Source organism: Bradyrhizobium sp. F1.13.3 (genome assembly GCF_040548265.1).
Taxonomy (GTDB): Bacteria; Pseudomonadota; Alphaproteobacteria; order Rhizobiales; family Xanthobacteraceae; genus Bradyrhizobium.
Genome location: NZ_JBEPRI010000001.1, coordinates 972721 through 992458, shown reverse-complemented (window position 1 = coordinate 992458; position 19738 = coordinate 972721). Strand labels below are relative to the sequence as shown.

The following is a 19738-nucleotide window of genomic DNA, read 5'->3' as shown; positions in this document are numbered from 1 at the left end:
GAGGCTCAGTGCTTCTGCTGTGCCGGCGTTGGTTTCGGCGGCTTGTGGCCGCTCTGGCCGGAATCGTTGTGCTTGTTGTGGTCGCTTTCCTGGTTGAGGCCGCCTCGGCTCACCGGAAATTCACTCTGCCGCGCCTCAGGTCGCGCTCGGTGAACCGCCGTGTCCTCCGGATTGTGGCCGAGGGCCCGTTCAAGCTCTCGCGCGTCTGGAACATCCGGCTTGCGCTCGAGGATGCGAACCTGTTGCTCGTGGGTCTTCTTGCCTTGCATGTTTGTCCTCCAGAGCTAGCGGCCTCGTCGGTGCGCGCCACTGCGTGCGACGTCCTTGTCGATACCGCCAGCGGCGTTCACGTCGTTCTCGACGTCGCCTTCGATCGTGTTCTCGCCCAAGGCGTCCTCGAGGTCCTCAGGCGAGATACCGGCCATTGTTGCGCCTTTCGATCCACCGATCATGGGGTTGTCGTGCAGATCCTTTTCGGTCGGTGCGTAGAGTTTGGGTTGCTTACTGGTCATGTCTCACCTGCCTCCGCCTTTTCCGGCCTCGTCATGCCTGTGGTGTGAATCGTGCTCGCCACCTCCGCCGGAGACGCGGCTGTGCTTGCGCTGCGGGTCGTCCGCCGGTGGCTTCTTCACTTCGAGCGGTGTCTTCGCATTCTCGTGCGATGCGCCAGGTCCGCCCTGACGGATGCTGTTCGGTGTCTTGGTGGATGTCGACATGAAAGTCCGCTCCTCAGCGATCTTGCTGATAGCCTTGGTTGGTGGTGTTCTGCTTGATGTTGCCCTGCTGCCCTTGCTGATCCGGATTTTGCGCACGCTGCTGGCCGCGCGGGGCAGTCGAGGACACTTGCTTGGCGTCGCCGGTTCCCTTCGGGCTTTGGTTCTCGGCGGGAACAGGTGGCATCTTGCCAGTCATGATGCTGTCTCCTGATGTTGGTTCTGCGACATCGACCGGAGGAACTCATCCGGCTTCCGATGTCCCAAAAACAACTAAAGCAGCGACATGCCGTTCCTAGCGACCGGGTACAGAAAAATTTCCGAGGGCGTGTAAGTCTCAGCACGCCGCTGGCCGGGAACGAACCATCATCGATTCAGCTGACGCTGTCGCCTGTGCTCTGTAGCCGTCCGGCACGACAGGGAGGTTCGCGATCGCACGCATGCCGGGTCGCTTGCGCCAGTGGATCTGAGACACGTCCACAGCAAAGCCAAGTTTCGGCCATCGCACGAACAGCGCTTCCAGGGCACACGCTGCCTCGATCCGGGCCAGCTGATGGCCAAGGCAGAAATGGATTCCCGTTCCGAAGGAGATGTGACGGTTCGGCTTGCGTGCGAGATCGAGGCTCTCGGGACGATCATGCATCGCCGGGTCCATGTTCGCGGCGGCGAGCATCACCATGACGCGATCGCCCTTCTTCAGACGCACGCCCGCAAGCTCGATATCCCGCCTCACATAGCGCGGCTTCGAGAACTGCACCGGCGACACGAAGCGCAGGAATTCCTCCACCGCAAGTCCGACGCGGCTCCAGTCCTGTGCCAGCCAGTCGCGGACGCCAGGATTTCTGAGGAGCTCGTAGACCGAACCGCTGATGAGATGCGTGGTGGTCTCCGAGCCCGCCGCGAGCAGCAGGAACACCATCGACACCATTTCGTCTGGCGTGATCTGGCCGCCCTCACGCTCGACCTGGACCAGCTCCGCGATCAGGCCCTCGCCGCCCCGCACGCGGGCAATCTGCAACTGCCGTTCGAGATAGGCTCGCATCTTGCGGAACGCGAACAGCATGCGGAAGAAGCTGGCGACGTTCGTGAGCGAGGACATTGTATTGGCCCAGGCGATGAAGCGAGAGCGATCGGCCAATGGCAATCCCAACAGCTCGGAGATCACCGCGAGCGGCAGGATGCGGGCATAGCGCTGGACGAGATCGGCCGGGCTTCCCGCCAAGAACAGCTCGTCGGCGAGACCATCCGCGACGGCGCGGATACGCGGCTCCATCGCGACGATCGCGCGGCGGCGGAAGGCCTCGTCCACGATGCTGCGTAGCCTCGTGTGGTCCGGTTCGTCCATCGTCAGCATGTTGCTGGCGATGGTTCTGACGTAGTTCGGCATCCACCAGCGCAAACCTGCGACGTCGCCATCCTCCTTGCGCAGCGTGAAATCGGCGCCGTCTTTCAGGACTTGCGCCGTGGCCTCATGGGTCGTGGTGATCCAGACGTCGCCGACGAAAGGAAATCGCGCCGCGACCACAGGACCGGACATGCGCAACGTTGCGATCGCCTTGGGAGGATCGCGAAAGAAGGCCTCGCTGGTGAAATCGAGGCGTGGTGCCATGTGATCACCGGAGCGGTTGATGGCGTCTCAGCGAGATGGTGCGTGTCATTGCCCACGCAAGGGGTACGGAACCTCCGCTTCGGCATCGGTGGCAGGCGTGAGAGTCGAGTCTCACCCCCGCCCGGGCGAACGCGGGCCGATCTTGCGCTGCTGCTGATTGGTGTAGGCGTCCCAATTGCTCCAGCTGCCCTTGCTGAGGCTTTGCAGGTCGGTGGTGAGCGGACGGCGCGTGCGCTTGTCGTGATCGGCGATGGCGCGCTCGGACTGCGCGATCTTGCGCTTGAATTCCCCGATCGCCTTCTGGGTTTGGCCGTTCCGTTTCGAAGATGCAATCTCGCCCATCGTGAAGCGCGCGGTCTCGAGCGCCTTCAACTCGGCGCGGTTCTTCTTCAACTGAACCCGGTGCCAGGCGATGTTGCTGTCGCTGTCCGCAACCATGGGGGAACTCCGCTGATTCGCTCCCGCAGTGTATCGCGTGCCGAATCGGCGCCGCAACGGGCGCCCGGAGGCGAAAATACGGTCTTCTTGCGCGGGAGTTCCGGGCTTAGCGCTCGGCGAAGGCCTTTTCGACGACGAATTGGGCCGGCTCGCCGTGATTGCCCTCGATCAGCCCCCGCTCGCCGAGGAGCACGCGGGTATCCGCCACCAGCGCCGGGCTGCCGCATATCATGACGCGGTCGTGGGCGGCTTCCAGGGCCGGCAGGCCGATATCGGAAAACAGCTTGCCCGAGGTGATGAGGTCGGTGATGCGGCCGCGATTGCGGAAGGGATCGCGCGTCACGGTCGGATAGTAGATCAACTGGTTGCGGATGTACTCGCCGATCAGCTCGTCCTTCGGCAGCGTCTCGGTGATCATCTCGCCATAGGCGAGCTCCTTCACGTGCCGGCAACCGTGCAGCAGCACGACTTTCTCAAAGCGCTCGTAGGTTTCGGGGTCCTTGATCACGCTCAGGAACGGCGCAAGGCCCGTACCGGTGCCGATGAGGTAGAGGTTGCGACCGTCCTCCAGATTGTCGATGACCAGCGTCCCGGTGGCCTTGCGGCTGACGATGATCTCGTCGCCTTCCTTCAGATGCTGGAGCCGTGAGGTGAGCAGGCCGTCCGGCACCTTGATCGAGAAGAACTCCAGCGTGTCCTCGTAATTGGCGCTGGCGACGCTGTAGGCCCGCAGCAGCGGCTTCTCGCCGACCTTAAGGCCGATCATGGTGAATTCGCCGTTGCGGAAGCGGAAGGTCGGGCTGCGGGTGGTCTTGAAGGAGAACAGCGTGTCGGTCCAGTGGTGGACGCTCAAGACGGCTTCCTGATTGAAATTGCTCATCTCACCCTTCCGTGGCGCGTCGTGGCGGTTCTCAAGGCGGCAGCTATGCGTCGTTTGTACACGATCATTTGTATACTAATGAATAATCCGGCTTGATCCCGCGGTCAAGGCTGCCCAAGATCGGAAGCGTTGCAGTTAAGGACAAGGACCCATTCCATGGCGCATGACGCACCCCAGGCCACCGGACCCTCGAAGCTCGTGATCCGCAATATCGGCCTGATCCTGTCCGGCGCGCTGGAAAAGCCGATCCTGGACGGCGACACCATCGTCGCCGAGAACGGCAAGATCACCGCGATCGGCCGCTTCAAGGACCTCAACACCGAAGGCGCGACCGCCATCGTCGAGGCCAACGGCACCACGGTGGCGCCCGGCCTGATCGACAGCCATGTCCACCCTGTTGCAGGCGACTGGACGCCTCGCCAGAACCAGATCGGCTGGATCGACAGCAATTTGCATGGCGGCGTCACCACGATGATTTCCGCCGGCGAGGTGCATATGCCCGGCCGCCCGCGCGACGTCGTCGGGTTGAAGGCGATGGCGATCTTCGCACAGCGCGCATTCTGGAATCTGCGGCCTGGCGGCGTGAAGGTTCACGCCGGCGCGCCTGTGATCGAATGCGAGATGGTCGAGGAGGACTTCAAGGAGTTGGCCGCAGCCGGCGTCAAGCTGCTCGGCGAAGTTGGCCTGGGCGGCGTCAAGGACGGCCCCACCGCGCGAAAAATGGTCGGTTGGGCCCGCAAATACGGCATCCAGAGCACGATCCACACCGGCGGTCCCTCGATTCCGGGCTCCGGCCTGATCGACAAGGACGTGGTGCTGGAGGCCGACACCGATGTGGTCGGCCACATCAATGGCGGCCACACGGCGCTTCCCGACGACCAGATCCGCTGCATCTGCGAGGGCTGCAAGCGCGGCCTCGAACTCGTGCACAACGGCAATGAGCGCTCGGCGCTGTTCACGTTGCGCATCGCGCGCGAGATGGGCGATCTGCATCGCGTCATCCTCGGCACCGACGCGCCGGCCGGCTCCGGCGTACAGCCGCTCGGCATTCTCCGGATGGTCTCGATGCTGTCCTCGCTTGGCGACCTGCCGGCCGAGGTCGCGTTTTGCCTTGCCACCGGCAACACGGCGCGGATGCGCGAATTGGATTGCGGCCTGATCGAAGTTGGCCGTTCCGCCGACTTCGTCATCATGGACAAGGCGCAGCACTCGGCCGGCAAGAACATTTTGGAGAGCGTGCAGCTCGGCGACCTCCCGGGCATCGGCATGACCATTATCGACGGTATCGTGCGCACCCAGCGGAGCCGCAACACCCCACCGGCCGGCAGGGTGCCCGAGGTGGTGGCGAAGTGACGCAGCCGGAGCGGCTCGCCGCTCCGCGCGGTCCCCTGAAAGCATTGAACAAGTCACCAGCCTGCTGCGTCTAACGCAGGCAGTTCATTGCTGGACGTCGAGGCAGACATGAAGAATTCGTCGCGGATTGCTGCCGGCGTTGCCGGTGCGGTCGGAGGTTATGTCGCGACCTTTGTGCTGTTTTCACTGCTCGATCTGGGCAACCGGGCGGACCCGATCACGTCTGGCCTGTTGGCACTGTTCGTCTACTCACCCATCGGAGCGATCGCTGGCGTGGTGCTTGCCAGCTGGCTGGTGACACGTTCCGGCGCGGATGCAAGCAATAGCGGTCTCGCGCGCAACAGCCTGAAGTCGCTCGGCGTCGTCGCCCTGCTCTGCGTTGCCGCTGCGGCCACTTACATGGGCGTCGCGTACATGACGGCCACACCCTGGCTCAACCGGAACGGCGCCACTCCCCTGCTCGTGTTCGAGGTTCGCCTTCCGGCCGGCGCAACGGTGCCGAAATCACCGCAAGACATCACTATCGAATTGCAGACCGACCTCAACACCATGCCGGGCGAATTGAACCCGACCGGCTTCCATCGTGACGGCGATCAGCCCGTTATCGCAGGCGAAGTCGAACTGGCGTTCCGAACCTCGCACCGGCAGCTCGCCGTCAACATCCAGGGACAGCCCAGCCGAGTGTACCCGATCGGACTGACGGCCTGGGCTCCGCATACGCCGGAGTTCGGAACGTGGCGACGGCTCGCCGACGGCAGCGAAATCCGCTATCGCGCCAAATGGCCGGGGAAGGCGTAAGGGCATCACCGCGGTTTTGCGATTTCACAACGCACGTAGGTCTGGCGCTTTCCTGGCCCGACCGGGCTGTTGTCCATCACCAGCTTGCCATCCGCTGCAATGGAAACCCGGGGACTGGAGCGATACTTCTCGCCCTCACCTTCGCAGGCGAGCTTCATTTTCCAGGCGAGCTTCCCGTCGGCAGTGATCTCACTGGCGCGGCACCGGGTTTCGTACCAATAGAGACGGTTGCCGCCTTCGATGCTCATGCGGTTGGCACTGTCCTGGTCGCGGCAATCCTTTTTGGTTGACGCCCAGAACCCCTCATAGGCTTGCGCAGCCAGGGCAGGAGCACACTGGCTTGCCAGCACCGCACTCATACTCAGAGCCATCGCAAGCCGGGTCGCCGCTCTCATATCAAAAACCTCGACAAGACCTTCACCGAGGTTAGTCGCGCCTCACCGCAGCTTGTTCAACAGCGCCATCAGCGTCTCGCGCTCCCTTGCCTCGAGCGGGGCCAGCGTCTCCCGCGTGATCGCGAGCGCATTCGGCGCCACCTTTTCCGCCAGCTGCTGCCCCGCGCGGGTCAGGCTGACCAGAAGCCGCCGTCCGTCCTCAGGATCCTGGCTGGTCTCGGTGAGGCCGCGCGCCGTTAAACGATCGATCACGCCCTTGATCGTCGCCACATCCATCGCCGTGAGGCGCCCGAGCTGGTTCTGCGAGCATGGCCCGGCCTCGGCGAGCTTCGACAGTGCCGCCCATTGCGTCGGCGTAATATTGGTGCCGATCTCGCGAGAGAAGATCGCGCTGTGGCGCTGCCAGACCTGGCGAAGGATGAAGCCAACCTGCTCATCGAGCACGTAAGGCGGCTTTGCCGGTTTGACGCTTTTCTTCGCCGCGACGCTTCTCGCCATCCGCTCGATGCCCTTGCCCTTTGCCTTCACAACGACAGATGCGCGTCGCGGATATCCGGACGCGCATCGAGCTCGGCCATGGTGCCGCCGAAACAAATGCGGCCGCGCTCGATGATATAGGCGCGATCGGAGATCAGCCGCGCAAAGTGCAGATTCTGCTCGGAGACGACGATGCTGACGCCCTCCTTCTTCATGGTCAGGATGGCATCGACCATCTGCTCCACGATCTTCGGCGACAGGCCTTCCGAGGGCTCGTCCAGCAGCACCAGCGACGGATTGCCCATCAGTGTGCGTGCGATGGTGAGCATCTGCTGCTCGCCGCCGCTCATGCGGCCGCCCGGGCGATTTTTCATCTCGCCGAGGTTAGGGAACAGCGAAAACAGCTTGTCGCGGGTCCAGTGCGGCGCGTTCGGGCGCTTCGGCTGGCGGCCGACTTCGAGATTTTCGTCCACCGTCAGGTCGGTGAAGATACGCCGCTCCTCCGGCACGTAGCCAAGCCCGTCCCGCACGATCTCATGTGTGGGACGTGCCGAGACATCCTTGCCTTCGAACATGATCCGACCCGAGCGCTGCGCGACGAGCCCGACGATTGAGCGAAACGTCGTCGACTTGCCGGCGCCGTTGCGGCCGAGCAACGCCACGACTTCCCCCTCGCCGACCTCGAAGCCGATGTCGAACAGGATATGCGCCGGGCCGTAATGACTATTGAGATCTTGCACCGTGAGCTTCATGCCGATGCTCCCTCGCGATGCCCGGCCTCGTAAAGGAGGCCCTCGCCGAGGTAGACCGCCTGCACCTGCGGATTGCCGCGCACCTCCGCCGGCGAGCCCTCGGCGATCAGCGTGCCGCGGTTGAGCACGATGATGCGATCGGCGTGCTCGAACACCACGTCCATGTCGTGCTCGGTGAAGAGAACGCCAATCGATTTTTCCCGGGCGATCTGCGCGGTCAGCCGCATCAAATCGACTCGCTCGCGTGGCGCCATGCCGGCGGTCGGCTCGTCCATCAGCAGCAGCTTTGGCTGGTTGGCGAGCGCGACAGCGAGCTCGAGCCGCTTGAGATCGCCATAGGCAAGCTCGCCGCAGGGACGATCCGCATAGCCGCCCATGCCGACCAGCTCGAGTAGCCGCCCGGCTTCGCCGCGGTCGAAGTTCGGCGCCGAGCCCCAGAGATTGAACAGCTGCTTGCCGTGAGAAACCAGCGCGACCTGCACGTTCTCGCGCACCGTCATGGTCGCGAAGGTCGCGGTGATCTGGAACGTGCGGCCCACGCCCATCCGCCAGATCTCGCGCGGCTTCCTGCCGGTCGTGTCTTCGCCGAGCAGGCGGACGTGGCCGCTATCAGGCTTGTTCTGTCCGTTGAGCATGTCGAAACAGGTGCTCTTGCCCGCGCCGTTCGGTCCGATCAACGCCAGGATTTCGCCGGCGCGTAGCGAGAACGAGACGCCGCGCACGGCGTGGACGCCGCCGTAGGATTTGGTCAGTCCTTCGACCGCAAGAAGTGGGGGGGCGAGGCTCATTCGGCGGACTCGATCGGCTTGGCAAGCAAGGGGGAGCCCGGCGGCAATGCCTTCCTGCGACGCTGCGCCAGCATCTCCAGCATGCCGACGATGCCCTTGGGGAAGACGACGACGATCAGAACGATGAATCCGCCGAGCACGAGTTTTGACAGGTCGGTCTGGCTGACCAGCCAGATGTTCAAGGCCTTGTAGACGATGGCGCCGATCACCGCGCCCGACACCGTCTCGACGCCACCGAGCAGCACCATCACAAGCGCATCGACCGAGAGCGAGATGCCGAGATTGTCCGGGAAGACACTGCCCTTGAGGTAGGCGAACAGCGCACCGCCGATGCCGGCGGTCGTGCCCGCGATCACAAAGGCCGTCCACTGGATGCGCTTGGCGTTGATGCCGACCGCTTCGCTGCGCAACAACGAGTCGCGCGTCGCCCTCAGCGCATAGCCGAACGGCGAGAACACCATCGCCCGCAACGCGATCGTCACGAGTGCCGCAACGCCGAGCGACAGCCAGTAGAAATGCGATGGGCTCGCCGCCCAGCTCGCGGGCCAGACGCCCAGGATGCCGTTATCGCCGCCGGTGACGCTCACCCATTGGAACGCGATCGACCAGACGATCTGCGCGAAGGCGAGCGTCAGCATCGCAAAATAGACGCCGGAGAGCTGCACTGCGAAGAAGCCGAACACGGCAGCCCCCATGCAGCCGAGCAGCGGACCGAGCAACAGGCAGACGATCATCGGCAGTCCCGCCATCTTGGCGAGGAAAGCAACGCCGTAAGCGCCGAGGCCGAAATAGGCGGCGTGGCCAAAGGAGGCGAGCCCTCCGACCGACATCAGGAAGTGCAGGCTGACGGCGAAGATCACTGAGATCGCGATCTCCGAGCCGACGGTCAGTGCATAATTGCCGGCAAACAGCGGCAGCGTCGCCGCGATGACGAGCGTTGCAAGCGCAGCCATTCGCTCATTCGTCGTCAGCGGCCGCCAGGGATTGACGGTGAGGCCCGGTGTCTTGCGCGCGGGGGCCTCTGGTTTGCCGAACAGGCCCCAGGGCCGCACGATCAGCACCGCCGCCATCACCAGGAAGACCAGGATGATGGAGATTTTTGGAAAGATCAGGATGCCGAAGGCGTTGAGCTCGGAGACCAGCACCGCCGCGACGAAAGCGCCGATGATGCTGCCGAGGCCGCCGATCACCACGACGACGAAAACCTCGACGATGATACGCAAATCCATCGCATGATGCACGGCATCGCGCGGAATCTGGAGCGCGCCGCCGAGCGCGGCCAGGAAAACGCCGACCGCAAACACGGATGTAAACAGCCATTTCTGGTTGACGCCGAGCGCTGCGACCATGTCGCGGTCCTGCGTCGCTGCGCGCACCAGAACGCCCCAGCGCGTGCGCTGAAACAAAAGCCAGAGAATGCCGAGCACGAGCGGGCTGAGCACGATCAAGAATAAATCATAGCTCGGGATGTTTTGGCCGAAGAAGTCGATTGCCCCCTTGAAGCCGGGTGCACGGCGCCCCACGAGATCGTCTGGGCCCCAGATCAGGACGACCAGGTCCTCGACCATCAAGGTCAGGCCGAACGTCGCGAGCAGCTGGAACAGCTCGGGCGCGTGATAAATGCGCCGGAGCAGCACCATCTCGACAATGACGCCGATCACCGCCACGGCAAGCGCTGCGATGACGATCCCGCCCCAGAATCCGAACGTCCCCGATAGGCGCTCCGTCAGTGTGAAGGCGATATAGGCGCCGATCATGTAGAAGGCACCGTGCGCGAAATTCACGATCCGCGTTACGCCAAAGATGATCGACAGGCCCGACGCCACCAGAAACAGCGACGCTGCGCTGGCGAGACCGGTCAGAAACTGTACGACGTAAAAGGCCATCGGCGGTCCGGGTTGGTGTTGCATCACCTCTCCCCGCTTGCGGGGAGAGAGAGCTTCGTAGGGTGGGTTAGCGCAGCGTAACCCACCTCTTGTGGTCCTGCGGGTACAGACCGTGGTGGGTTACGCCTGCGGCTAACCCACCCTACGGCAGCGGAGATCAATCCTTCGGACGCAGCTTCTCGACTTCGGCATCACTTGGCAGATAGTCCGCGCCCTTCTTGTAAGCCGAGTCCACCATCACGCCCTTGCCGTCCTTCAGCGCGGTCTTGCCGACATAGGCACCGAGCGTCGACTGGTGATCGATCTTGCGGAAGGTGATCTCGCCCAGCGGCGACGGCATCGACAGTCCTTCCGCCGCAGCGATCAGCTTCTCCGGATCGGTCGAATTGGCCTTCGCCAGGATCGCCGCCGCAGACTTGATGGTCTGGTAGCCCACGATGGAGCCGAGACGCGGATAGTCGTTGTACTTGGCCTGATACGCCTTCAGGAACGCGTCGTGCTCGGGCGTCTTGATCGAGTACCAGGGATAGCCGGTGACGATCCAGCCCTCGGGCGTCTCCTCCTTGAGCGGGTCGAGATATTCGGGCTCGCCGGTCAGGAAGGACACAACTTCGCGTCCCTTGAACAGGCCGCGGGTGTTGCCTTCACGCACGAGCTTGACGAGATCGGCTCCGAAGGTGACGTTGAGGATCGCTTCCGGATTGGCCGCGGCAACCGCCTGCACCACCGGACCCGCGTCGATCTTGCCCTGCGGCGGCCACTGCTCGTCGACCCACTGGATGTCGGGCCGCTTCTCCGACATCAGTTTCTTGAACACCGCGACCGCGGATTGGCCGTATTCATAGTTCGGCGCGATCGTCGCCCACCGCTTTGCCGGCAGCTTGCTGGCTGCTTCCACCAGCATCGCCGCCTGCATGTAGTTGGAAGGACGCAGTCGGAAAGTGTACTTGTTGCCCTTCGACCAGGTGATGGCGTCCGTCAGCGGCTCGGCCGCCAGGAAAAACACCTTCTTCTGGTTGGCGAAGTCGCTGACCGCAAGACCGATGTTCGACAGGAACGTACCCGTCAGCATCGCCACGCCCTCGCTCGACACCAGCTCGTTGGCCGCGGTCTGCGCATCTGCCGGCTTGCCGCCATCGTCCTTGGAGATGACGACCAGCTTCTTGCCGTTGATGCCGCCGGCCGCGTTGATCTCTTCGACCGCGAGCTGCCAGCCCTTGCGATAGGGCTCGGTGAACGCCGGAAGCAACGAATAACTGTTGATCTCGCCGATCTTGATGTCCTGCGCCAGAGCCGAATGAGCCATGCCGCTCGCCAACAGCGCAAATGCCGCGCCGGCGAAATAGTTCTTTGCTCGCATCCCAACCTCCACTTTTCTGAAAAGATTAACGCAGTCCGTCTTCGCCCTTGATCTCCGCAGCCGTCAGCCCGCCGACGCGCGGCAAAGGACGGCCGCTGTCGGTGACGGCGACCGCGACCATAATCTCGTTGGCGCGCGGCGCGTCGTTGATCTGCACTTCCATGCCGTCGAAATGACTGCGCACGAAGGCGGCATCCTTGTGGCCCAGCGGAATGTCCAGCGTCGTGCCGGGTCCACTGCGCTTCTTCGACGACGGGATCAGCGCAGCGCCCTTGCCCAGCACTTTACGCACCGGCGCGCCCATTTTCGGGTGAAGGATGGCGGCGGCATGCTCTAACTCGCCGTTCTCGCCGACGGCCGCCGCCTTGCCATAGCTCTGCGCCTTGGACCCGTCGATGCCGAGCGCCACCACCGCGCGCTTCGACAGCAGCTCGCCGAGCTCTTCGCCAATCGCGATCAGCGGCGAGAGATCCTCGACATACTTTCCAGCAAACGGGTTCTCGATCACGGCGATTGCCGCCGCACGCCGCGTCGGCGGCGAGACCTGGCGGCCCATCTCCATCTGCGTCTCTTCGACGACGGTGACGATCTTGCGGATGATCGCGCTCATGATTGTTTCCTCAAGCCGCTTCCCTGTTCAGGCATGAACCGCGTTCTCTTGTACAAGCGGGCGCGGTCGTTGCCGTTCAATATCCTTGGTCCCGATGACAAGCATATCACCACAAAGCTGCAACACGGCACCCTCGATCAATCCGCGATCGAATAATTGCCGTGCACATTCCGCGCCAGATTCGAGCGCGGTGGTGATCTCGTTATGCGACAATTCACTGACGTCACGGGTCACGAGCCGCCCGCCAAGATCGCTGTCGGGCTGAAGTTCGTTCGCTGGCTTTCGGATAATGGCAGGATGCCCCGGCAGATCGACAGCGTTCGCAATGATCGTCGCGGCGGCATCGGCTTGCGATGCCGTTCCGGCCAACACGGTCACCGCATCGGCAATTCCGAGCGAAAAGCTGCGGCCGTGCCGTCCACTGGTGGCAATGCCGCGGACGGGATCATCGGCGTCCACCCTGATTGTCCGCATCACGCCGTCGCGATCGGGCCGGTCCATCAGGCCCACCAAAAAATGCTCGCCCTCGCCGAGATGCAGGGCGATGTCGCCGCCGTTGTTGACATAGGCCCGATCGAGCGCCGCAGCGTTCAGCATTGCGCCGAGAATCTCCTCCGCCACGGCGCCGGCAACCGCCGCCATCGGCGTGATGAAGCCATCAGCGGCATAGGGCGCCGCCGCGGCGTGCATGCGACGCGCCACAACGCCTCTCAACGAGGTCCGCTCCTCGACAGCGGTCCGCAGTTCCGGCAGTTCCGCGCAGAGTTCGTCGAGAAGCCCGCTGAACCGTCCGGCCGCAGCCTCATAGGCTGCACGCACTGCGTCGGAGGCACCCCTCGCCTCGACGATGAGATCAATCGGTCCATCCTGCAAATGCAGCCGCCGGCCGTCAGACAGTAACGCGATTTGCGGAAGCCTTGTCATGCCCGAGGTCCCGGAATCGGGTTCTGCCAGGGCAATTGGCGGACATCGTCGCCGCCCTGAACTTCGGCGAGCGGTTTCACATAATCCATGTGCCCGCCGAGCGCTGCATAGTCCGACAGCTTCATCGTGAATTCGATCGGCGCGACCAGCGCGGGCGTCGGCACGTAACCGAATGCCCCTGCCGGCATCTGCGTCACGTCGACCATGTAGGTGATGCCGCCGCCCGGCCAGACATAGACCGGCGCGCCGCCACTAGTGACACGCGTCAGCGCGTCCTTCACCGAGCGCGTCAGCCGCACCGGATTGTCGGTCACGCCCGCTCGCAAGGAACCACCGGCGCCCGCCATGAACAGCACCGTACACAGCGCCGGTTCGCAATTCTCCTGAATGCGCTCGACCGAGAATTTCAAATCATCAGGCATCTCGGTCTCGACCGGCTTCAGGGTCTCGTCGAGCACATAATAAGAGGAATGTTCGCCCGTCGTGGAGACCATCAGCATGGAGAGGCCAGGCTTGGCCTCCTTCGCATCAAACGGTCCGAGGATTGCGAGCGGATCGGAGATATTGGTGCCGCCCCAACCCGTGCCGGGATCGGCGACCTGAAAATAGCGGCCGGGCGTCGAGCGCCGCCCTTTCATCTTGATGCCGGTGTCGGCGATGTCGAGCAGCTTGCCGGCCTGGTGCTCCGAGAGCACGCCGGTGATATGGTCGTCGACCACGACGACCTCGTCGACCTTGCCGTGCCATTGCTTGGCGAACATGCCGATCGTCGCCGAGCCGCAGCCGACGCGCATGCGCTCTTCTTTCATACCGTTGACGATCGGCGGCTGGCCGGCCTGCACCACCACGCTCGCGCCGCCGTCGATGGTGAGCTCGACCGCCTTGCAATTCGCCAGGTCCATCAGTGTGTCGCAGGTGACGCGACCTTCCTTCTTGGAGCCGCCGGTCAGATGATGCACGCCGCCGAGCGACAGCATCTGCGAACCGTATTCGCTGGTGGTGACATGACCGACCGCCTCGCCTTGGGCACGGACGGTCGCGGTCTCCGGCCCGAGATAGCGGTCGGTGTCGATCTTCACCTTGATGCCGCAATAGGAGAAGATGCCCTCAGTGACGACAGTCACCATATCGACGCCGTCGACCTCCGCCGAGACGATGAACGGCGCCGGCTTGTAGTCGGGATAGGTCGTACCCGCGCCGATCGCCGTTACAAAGGTGGAAGGCTCGTGGACGATCTTGCCGTCCCAATCTTCGGTGCGGCTGAACGGAACGAGCTTGCCGCCATGCGACACGGTGCGCTCCAGGATCACATGCGGATCGACGCGGACGAGCTTGCCCTCGTGATTGGCATAGCGGTCGCAGGCGCCCGCCGCGCCCGGCTTGATATAGCACATCACCGGACACGCATCGCAGCGGATCTTGTCGATGGCGGCGCTCGTAGGTTCAGTCACCATGTCAAAGCCAGCCGACAGTGCAGTTATCATTTGTACACGAACGATGTTGCGCGCCCTCCCGATGGCTGTCAAGCGGCGGTGCGGCGCAAAACATACGCCTGCCGCATAAAACCTCATTTGCCTATCCGCCCTGTCCACAAAGAAGGCATTCGCGCTGCACTGCGGCATGCACGGCTTGCACGTTTGTGTACAAACGGTATCGTCGCAACGTAGATTTTGAGCGGGCTTGGAATTTTCGCGAAGCTTTGGCCGCGGCGCTCGACGAGTCGACTTGGGAACGAGGATGACGCAGACATCGATCCGCATCACCGTGAACGGCAGAATCCACGAGCTCACTGCGGCGCGAGACACGCCGCTGCTCTACGTGCTGCGCAACGATCTCGCGCTCAACGGTCCGAAATACGGTTGCGGCCTCGGTGAATGCGGCACCTGCACTGTCCTGATCGATGGCGCGGCGGCGCGCTCCTGCGTGATTCCGATCAGTGGCTGCGCCGGCCGCGACATCGTGACGCTCGAAGGGCTCGGCACCCGCGACAAGCCGGACGTGGTGCAGCAGGCCTTCATCGACGAACAGGCCGCGCAATGCGGTTACTGCCTCAACGGCATGATCATGACCACCAAGGCTCTGCTTGCGATCAACCCGCGGCCCACCGAACAGGAGGCGCTGGCGGCGCTGCGCTACAATCTCTGTCGCTGCGGAACGTATATCGAAATTCTGCGCGCCGTGATGCGTGCGTCTGGCCAGCTCGCCGAGGCCGGTGATTGATGGCCTCCCCGCATCCGAACGGAGCTGAGCTGCAATCCGGCTCGCTCGTCGTCGTCCGCACCGTGGACGCGAGCTCATCCGAGACCTTCGTCCGCATCACCGCGGACGGTTCGGTCACAGCCTACAATGGTCATGTCGATCTCGGCACCGGCATCCGCACGGCGCTTGGCCAGATCGTGGCTGAAGAGCTCGACGTCTCCTTTGCCCGCGTCGTCGTGGTGCTCGGCGACACTGCAACGGTGCCGAACCAGGGCGCCACGATCGCGAGCGAGACCATCCAGATCACCGCCGTTCCCCTGCGCAAAGCCGCCGCCCAGGCGCGATACTTCCTGATCGCACGTGCGGCCGAGCGCCTCGATCTGCCGGCAGCCGATCTCAGGATCGAAGACGGCCTTGTGCGCGGGCACGACAATCGCAGCGTCAGCTATGGCGAGTTGATCGGCGGAGAGACGATTCGTCTCGAGCTTGCCGACGATGTCGCCGTCAAGCAGGTCGGCGATTACGCCATTGTCGGCCAATCGATGCCCCGCGTCGACCTGCCGGCCAAGGCCACGGGCGAGCTGACCTTCGTGCACGACATCCGTGTATCAGGCATGCTTCACGGCCGCGTGGTGCGCCCGCCCTATGCCGGCGTCGACGCCGGCCCGTTCGTCGGCACCAGCCTGATTTCGATCGATGAATCCTCGGTGCACCACATTCCCGGCATCATAGCCGTCGTGCGCATCGGCGATTTCGTCGGCGTCGTCGCGGAGCGCGAGGAGAACGCGATCCGCGCGGCAGAGCAGCTTGCAGTGAGCTGGAGACCGACGCCTGATCTGACCGATCTCACCGACGTGGAGACGGCGCTGCGCGCCAACCCGTCGACGCCGCGCACGCTGATCGACAAGGGCGACGTCGATGCTGCCATTGCCGGCGCGGCCAAGCCGATGCCGCGCACTTACGTCTGGCCATATCAGATGCATGCCTCGATCGGCCCGTCCTGCGCGGTCGCCGACTTCCAGGACAGCAACATCCGCGTCTGGTCGGGCACGCAGAACCCGCGCGTGCTGCGCGCAGACCTGGCGCTGCTGATCGAGCGCCCCGAGAGCGAAATCGAGGTCATCAGGCTGGAGGCGGCCGGTTGCTACGGCCGCAACTGCGCCGACGATGTCACCGCGGACGCGCTGTTGCTCTCGCGCGCGGTCGGCCGGCCCGTGCGCGTGCAGCTGACGCGCGAACAGGAACACGCCTGGGAGCCCAAAGGCGCCGCGCAGCTCATCGACGTCAATGGCGGCCTGAACGCGGAGGGTGACGTCGCTGCTTACGATCTCGCCACGCGCTATCCCTCGAATGCCGCGCCGACGTTGGCGCTGTTGCTGACGGGGCGGATATCGCCGAAGCCGGACGTCCTCCAGATGGGCGACCGCACCGCGATCCCGCCTTACGATTACGACCACATGCGCGTCGTCGCCCACGACATGGCGCCGATCGTGCGCGCGTCCTGGTTTCGCGGCGTCTCGGCCCTGCCGAACACCTTTGCGCATGAATCCTATATCGACGAAGCCGCGACCGAGGCCGGCGTCGACCCGATCGAATATCGCCTGCGTTACCTGAAGGACCAGCGCGCCGTCGATCTCGTCCATGCGGTCGCCGAGCGCGCGGGCTGGACGCCGCGGCCGATGCGCGAAGAGAAAGACGGCGAGATCGTGCATGGGCGCGGCTTTGCCTATGCGCTCTACGTCCACAGCAAATTTCCCGGCTATGGCGCGGCGTGGTCGGCCTGGGTCACCGACGTTGCCGTCAACAAGTCGACCGGCGAGGTCAGCGTCACGCGAGTCGTCGCGGGGCAGGACTCCGGATTGATGATCAACCCGGACGGTGTGCGCCACCAGATCCATGGCAACGTCATCCAGTCCACCAGCCGCGCGCTGATGGAGGAGGTCTCGTTCGAGCGCGGCGCAGTCGCGGCGCGGGAATGGGGCGCCTATCCGATCATCCCCTTCCCTGACGTGCCCAAGATCGACGTGTTGCTGCTGCCGCGGCCGGACCAGCCGCCGCTCGGCGTCGGCGAATCCGCCTCGGTCCCGAGTGCGGCAGCGATTGCGAACGCGATCTTCGATGCCACCGGCGTGCGCTTTCGCGAGCCGCCGTTCACGCCTGAACGTGTCCTCAACGGGCTGCACGGCGGCGCCCCAGCCACGCCGCAGGCCCTGCCAGCTCCCGCTACGCCACAGCCATCCCGCATCTGGGAAAACCCCTTCGCCAAACGCGCCGGCATCTTCGCCACGATCGCGGCCGTCTGCACCGCGGCGATTGGCATCGGTGCGGCTGTTTTGCCCGGCCGCGCCATCGCGCCGATCGCGCGGCCCGACCCATCGGTCTATTCCGCAGCGACGATCGCGCGCGGTCAACAACTCGCCGCGCTCGGCAATTGTGCGGAGTGCCACACCACGATCGGCGGAGCGCCCAACGCCGGCGGCCGCGCCCTGGAGACGCCGTTCGGCATGATCTACGCGACCAACATCACGCCAGATGTCGAGACCGGAATCGGCGCTTGGTCCTATCCCGCGTTCGAGCGCGCGATGCGCGACGGGCTGCATCGTGACGGACGGCAGCTCTATCCCGCCTTCCCCTATACGCACTTTTCGAAGACCGGCGATGCCGACATGCAGGCGCTCTACGCCTATCTGATGGCGCAGCCCGCGGTGCGCGCGACGCAGCCTGCGAATACGCTCGCCTTCCCGTTCAATCTCCGCCCGCTACTTGCCGGATGGAATGCGCTGTTCCACCAGACGCGCGAATTCAAGCCCGATCCCGCCAAATCCGAGGTCTGGAATCGCGGCGCTTATCTCGTCGAGGGTCTCGGCCATTGCAGCGCCTGCCATTCGCCGCGCAACGCACTCGGCGCCGAGCAGCGTGGCGCCTATCTCGCCGGCGGCTTTGCCGAAGGCTGGGAGGCGCCGCCGCTGACCTCGCTCTCGCACGCGCCGATCCCATGGAGCGAAGACGAGCTTTTCGTCTATTTGCGCACCGGCCACTCGCGATACCATGGCGTCGCCGCCGGGCCGATGGCGCCTGTTGTCAGGGACCTCAAAGCCCTGCCCGATCAGGACATCCGCGCCATGGCCGTCTATCTCAACTCGTTCAATGACACCGCGACCGGGACGCCGACGCAGGACGCACTCGCGACCAGGCTTGAAGCGTCAACACTGGTCACGCTTGCTTCCTCCACAGGCGCGCGGCTCTATCAGGGCGCCTGCGCCGTCTGCCATGAGGTCGGCGGCCTGCCGCTGTTCGGCAGCCGGCCCTCGCTCGCACTGAACAGCAATTTGCACAGCGCCGCATCGGACAATCTCGTGCAGATTATCCTGCACGGCATCGCCGAGCCGGTGTCGAGCGATCTCGGCTACATGCCGGCATTCAAGAACAGTATGAGCGATACGCAGGTCGAGGAACTGGTCACCTTCTTGCGCAAGCAGTTCGCACCGGACAGGCCGTCATGGACCGGCGTGAAGGAGACGATTGCGCGTGTGAGAGCCGCCGCGAACTGAGCGCTACTTCTTGTGCTCCACCGGCGGCGTGCCGTGCGTATGGAACGACTCGATCGTCTTCAGGCCCCACGCTTGCCCCTTCTTGCGCTCCTCTTCCGTCCACACGATTGGCTTCCAGTCGGGCGCGAGGATGAGGCGCGCGCCGGCATTGGCGACTTCGACGCGATTGCCGCCGGGCTCGTAGACGTAGAGGAAGAAGGTCTGCTGGATAGCGTGCTTGTGCGGGCCGGTCTCGATGTGGATGCCGTTCTCCAGGAAGATGTCGGCGGCGCGCAAAATCTCTTCGCGGCTGTCGAGCGCGTAGGTGACGTGGTGGAAGCGGCCGGGCGTGCCGGAATGGTCGAGCGAATAGGCGAAATCGTAGCTCTTGTTCGACATCGTCAGCCACATTGCCGCTTCGCGGCCGTCGTTCAGCACGATCTGCTCGGTGAGGCGGCAGCCGAGATAATTCTCGAAGAACTCGCGGTTCGCCTTGATGTCCACGGCGAGGCAATTGAGGTGGTCCAGGCGGCGGACATTGACGCCGCGAGCGGGAAAGCGCTGCGCCTGGTTCTTCAGTGCGGGTTTCAGCTCGGGCGGCGCTTGATACCATTCGGTCTCGAAATAGAGCTCGACGATGTGTCCATCGGGATCGCGGCAGCGGAAGGTCGGCCCCTGCCCCATGTCGCCGTCGATCCAGCCGATGTCGAACCCGGACCCTTTCAGCGCCGCGACTCGGCGCTCCAGCGCCTGCTGGCTGCGCGCGCGTAACGCCATGTGCTCCATGCCCGATGTCTTCGACGCCGTCAGTTTGAGCGAATAGCGCTCATAGTCGTCCCAGCCGCGCAAATAGACCGACTCGCCCTTTTGCCCGCTGACGGTCATGCCCATCACGTCGACGAAGAATTTCAGGCTCTCGTCCGGCTTCGGTGTCAGCAGCTCCATGTGGCCGAGATGAGCGAGATCGAGGATCGGTTCGGGCTGCATGATGTCCTCCAAGGCGTGGCTTGCGATCCGCTGGATCGG

General features: G+C 64.1%; 21 protein-coding genes. 4 read left to right on the top strand and 17 right to left on the bottom strand.

The window, feature by feature from the left end; all coding sequences use genetic code 11:
- Positions 1-5: 5 nt before the first annotated feature.
- The 7 genes from ABIB66_RS04520 to ABIB66_RS04490 form a co-directional block, all read right to left on the bottom strand.
- Positions 6-269, bottom strand: coding sequence for a hypothetical protein (locus tag ABIB66_RS04520; RefSeq protein WP_007608913.1), 264 nt, complete (start codon positions 267-269; stop codon positions 6-8).
- Between the two features lie 15 nt (positions 270-284).
- Entirely contained in the window at positions 285-512 is a 228-nt protein-coding gene (locus ABIB66_RS04515; protein ID WP_275167397.1) for a hypothetical protein, read from the bottom strand.
- 3 nt (positions 513-515) lie between these two features.
- Complete coding sequence (locus ABIB66_RS04510) at positions 516-716, bottom strand: hypothetical protein (protein WP_354055569.1); 201 nt, start codon at positions 714-716, stop codon at positions 516-518.
- Between the two features lie 13 nt (positions 717-729).
- Positions 730-912 (bottom strand): hypothetical protein, encoded by a 183-nt coding sequence (locus ABIB66_RS04505; protein ID WP_275167399.1) that lies wholly within the window; start codon positions 910-912, stop codon positions 730-732.
- Positions 913-1050: 138 nt separating this feature from the next.
- Complete coding sequence (locus ABIB66_RS04500; protein ID WP_354254193.1) at positions 1051-2322, bottom strand: cytochrome P450; 1272 nt, start codon at positions 2320-2322, stop codon at positions 1051-1053.
- Between the two features lie 111 nt (positions 2323-2433).
- Positions 2434-2760: a hypothetical protein gene (locus ABIB66_RS04495; protein ID WP_354204251.1), complete on the bottom strand. Its 327-nt coding sequence runs from the start codon at positions 2758-2760 to the stop codon at positions 2434-2436.
- Between the two features lie 106 nt (positions 2761-2866).
- Positions 2867-3640, bottom strand: a complete 774-nt coding sequence (locus ABIB66_RS04490; protein WP_354204253.1) for a ferredoxin--NADP reductase — start codon at positions 3638-3640, stop codon at positions 2867-2869.
- Between the two features lie 156 nt (positions 3641-3796).
- Here ABIB66_RS04490 and ABIB66_RS04485 point away from each other — a divergent pair, with 156 nt between their 5' ends.
- Both ABIB66_RS04485 and ABIB66_RS04480 read left to right on the top strand, forming a co-directional pair.
- Complete coding sequence (locus tag ABIB66_RS04485) at positions 3797-4993, top strand: amidohydrolase family protein (RefSeq protein ID WP_354204255.1); 1197 nt, start codon at positions 3797-3799, stop codon at positions 4991-4993.
- Positions 4994-5101: 108 nt separating this feature from the next.
- Complete coding sequence (locus ABIB66_RS04480) at positions 5102-5791, top strand: hypothetical protein (RefSeq protein ID WP_354204257.1); 690 nt, start codon at positions 5102-5104, stop codon at positions 5789-5791.
- Positions 5792-5796: 5 nt separating this feature from the next.
- Here ABIB66_RS04480 and ABIB66_RS04475 read toward each other — a convergent pair whose 3' ends face one another.
- The 9 genes from ABIB66_RS04475 to ABIB66_RS04435 all read right to left on the bottom strand — a co-directional run bounded on the left by ABIB66_RS04475 (position 5797) and on the right by ABIB66_RS04435 (position 14437).
- Positions 5797-6186: a hypothetical protein gene (locus ABIB66_RS04475; protein ID WP_354204259.1), complete on the bottom strand. Its 390-nt coding sequence runs from the start codon at positions 6184-6186 to the stop codon at positions 5797-5799.
- 42 nt (positions 6187-6228) lie between these two features.
- Positions 6229-6684, bottom strand: coding sequence for a MarR family winged helix-turn-helix transcriptional regulator (locus tag ABIB66_RS04470; protein WP_354204569.1), 456 nt, complete (start codon positions 6682-6684; stop codon positions 6229-6231).
- Between the two features lie 26 nt (positions 6685-6710).
- Positions 6711-7415 carry an ABC transporter ATP-binding protein gene (locus ABIB66_RS04465; RefSeq protein WP_354204261.1) on the bottom strand — a complete coding sequence of 235 codons (705 nt, stop codon included), beginning with the start codon at positions 7413-7415 and terminating at the stop codon, positions 6711-6713.
- A complete protein-coding gene (locus ABIB66_RS04460; RefSeq protein ID WP_275167406.1) occupies positions 7412-8203 on the bottom strand; it encodes an ABC transporter ATP-binding protein in 792 nt (263 codons plus the stop codon). Before ABIB66_RS04460 ends, ABIB66_RS04465 begins: the two co-directional genes overlap by 4 nt.
- On the bottom strand, positions 8200-10089 hold the full coding sequence (locus tag ABIB66_RS04455; protein WP_354204571.1) for an ABC transporter permease: 1890 nt from the start codon (positions 10087-10089) through the stop codon (positions 8200-8202). Before ABIB66_RS04455 ends, ABIB66_RS04460 begins: the two co-directional genes overlap by 4 nt.
- Before the next feature lie 157 nt (positions 10090-10246).
- The gene (locus ABIB66_RS04450) at positions 10247-11449 is read right to left on the bottom strand and encodes an ABC transporter substrate-binding protein (protein WP_354254191.1); all 1203 of its coding nucleotides are present in this window, start codon (positions 11447-11449) and stop codon (positions 10247-10249) included.
- Positions 11450-11474: 25 nt separating this feature from the next.
- On the bottom strand, positions 11475-12059 hold the full coding sequence (locus tag ABIB66_RS04445; RefSeq protein ID WP_354204266.1) for an amino acid synthesis family protein: 585 nt from the start codon (positions 12057-12059) through the stop codon (positions 11475-11477).
- A gap of 27 nt (positions 12060-12086) precedes the next feature.
- Positions 12087-12983 (bottom strand): UPF0280 family protein, encoded by an 897-nt coding sequence (locus ABIB66_RS04440; protein ID WP_354204268.1) that lies wholly within the window; start codon positions 12981-12983, stop codon positions 12087-12089.
- Positions 12980-14437, bottom strand: a complete 1458-nt coding sequence (locus ABIB66_RS04435) for a 6-hydroxynicotinate reductase (RefSeq protein WP_354204270.1) — start codon at positions 14435-14437, stop codon at positions 12980-12982. Before ABIB66_RS04435 ends, ABIB66_RS04440 begins: the two co-directional genes overlap by 4 nt.
- 283 nt (positions 14438-14720) lie before the next feature.
- On the opposite strand from ABIB66_RS04435, the gene ABIB66_RS04430 reads away from it, so the two are divergent.
- Entirely contained in the window at positions 14721-15203 is a 483-nt protein-coding gene (locus ABIB66_RS04430; protein ID WP_354204272.1) for a (2Fe-2S)-binding protein, read from the top strand.
- A complete protein-coding gene (locus ABIB66_RS04425; protein WP_354254189.1) occupies positions 15203-18733 on the top strand; it encodes a molybdopterin cofactor-binding domain-containing protein in 3531 nt (1176 codons plus the stop codon). The genes ABIB66_RS04430 and ABIB66_RS04425 overlap by 1 nt, the downstream gene beginning before the upstream one ends.
- 3 nt (positions 18734-18736) lie before the next feature.
- Here the strand turns inward: ABIB66_RS04425 and ABIB66_RS04420 are convergent, their stop codons facing one another.
- A complete protein-coding gene (locus ABIB66_RS04420) occupies positions 18737-19699 on the bottom strand; it encodes a catechol 2,3-dioxygenase (RefSeq protein ID WP_354204276.1) in 963 nt (320 codons plus the stop codon).
- Positions 19700-19738: the final 39 nt, after the last annotated feature.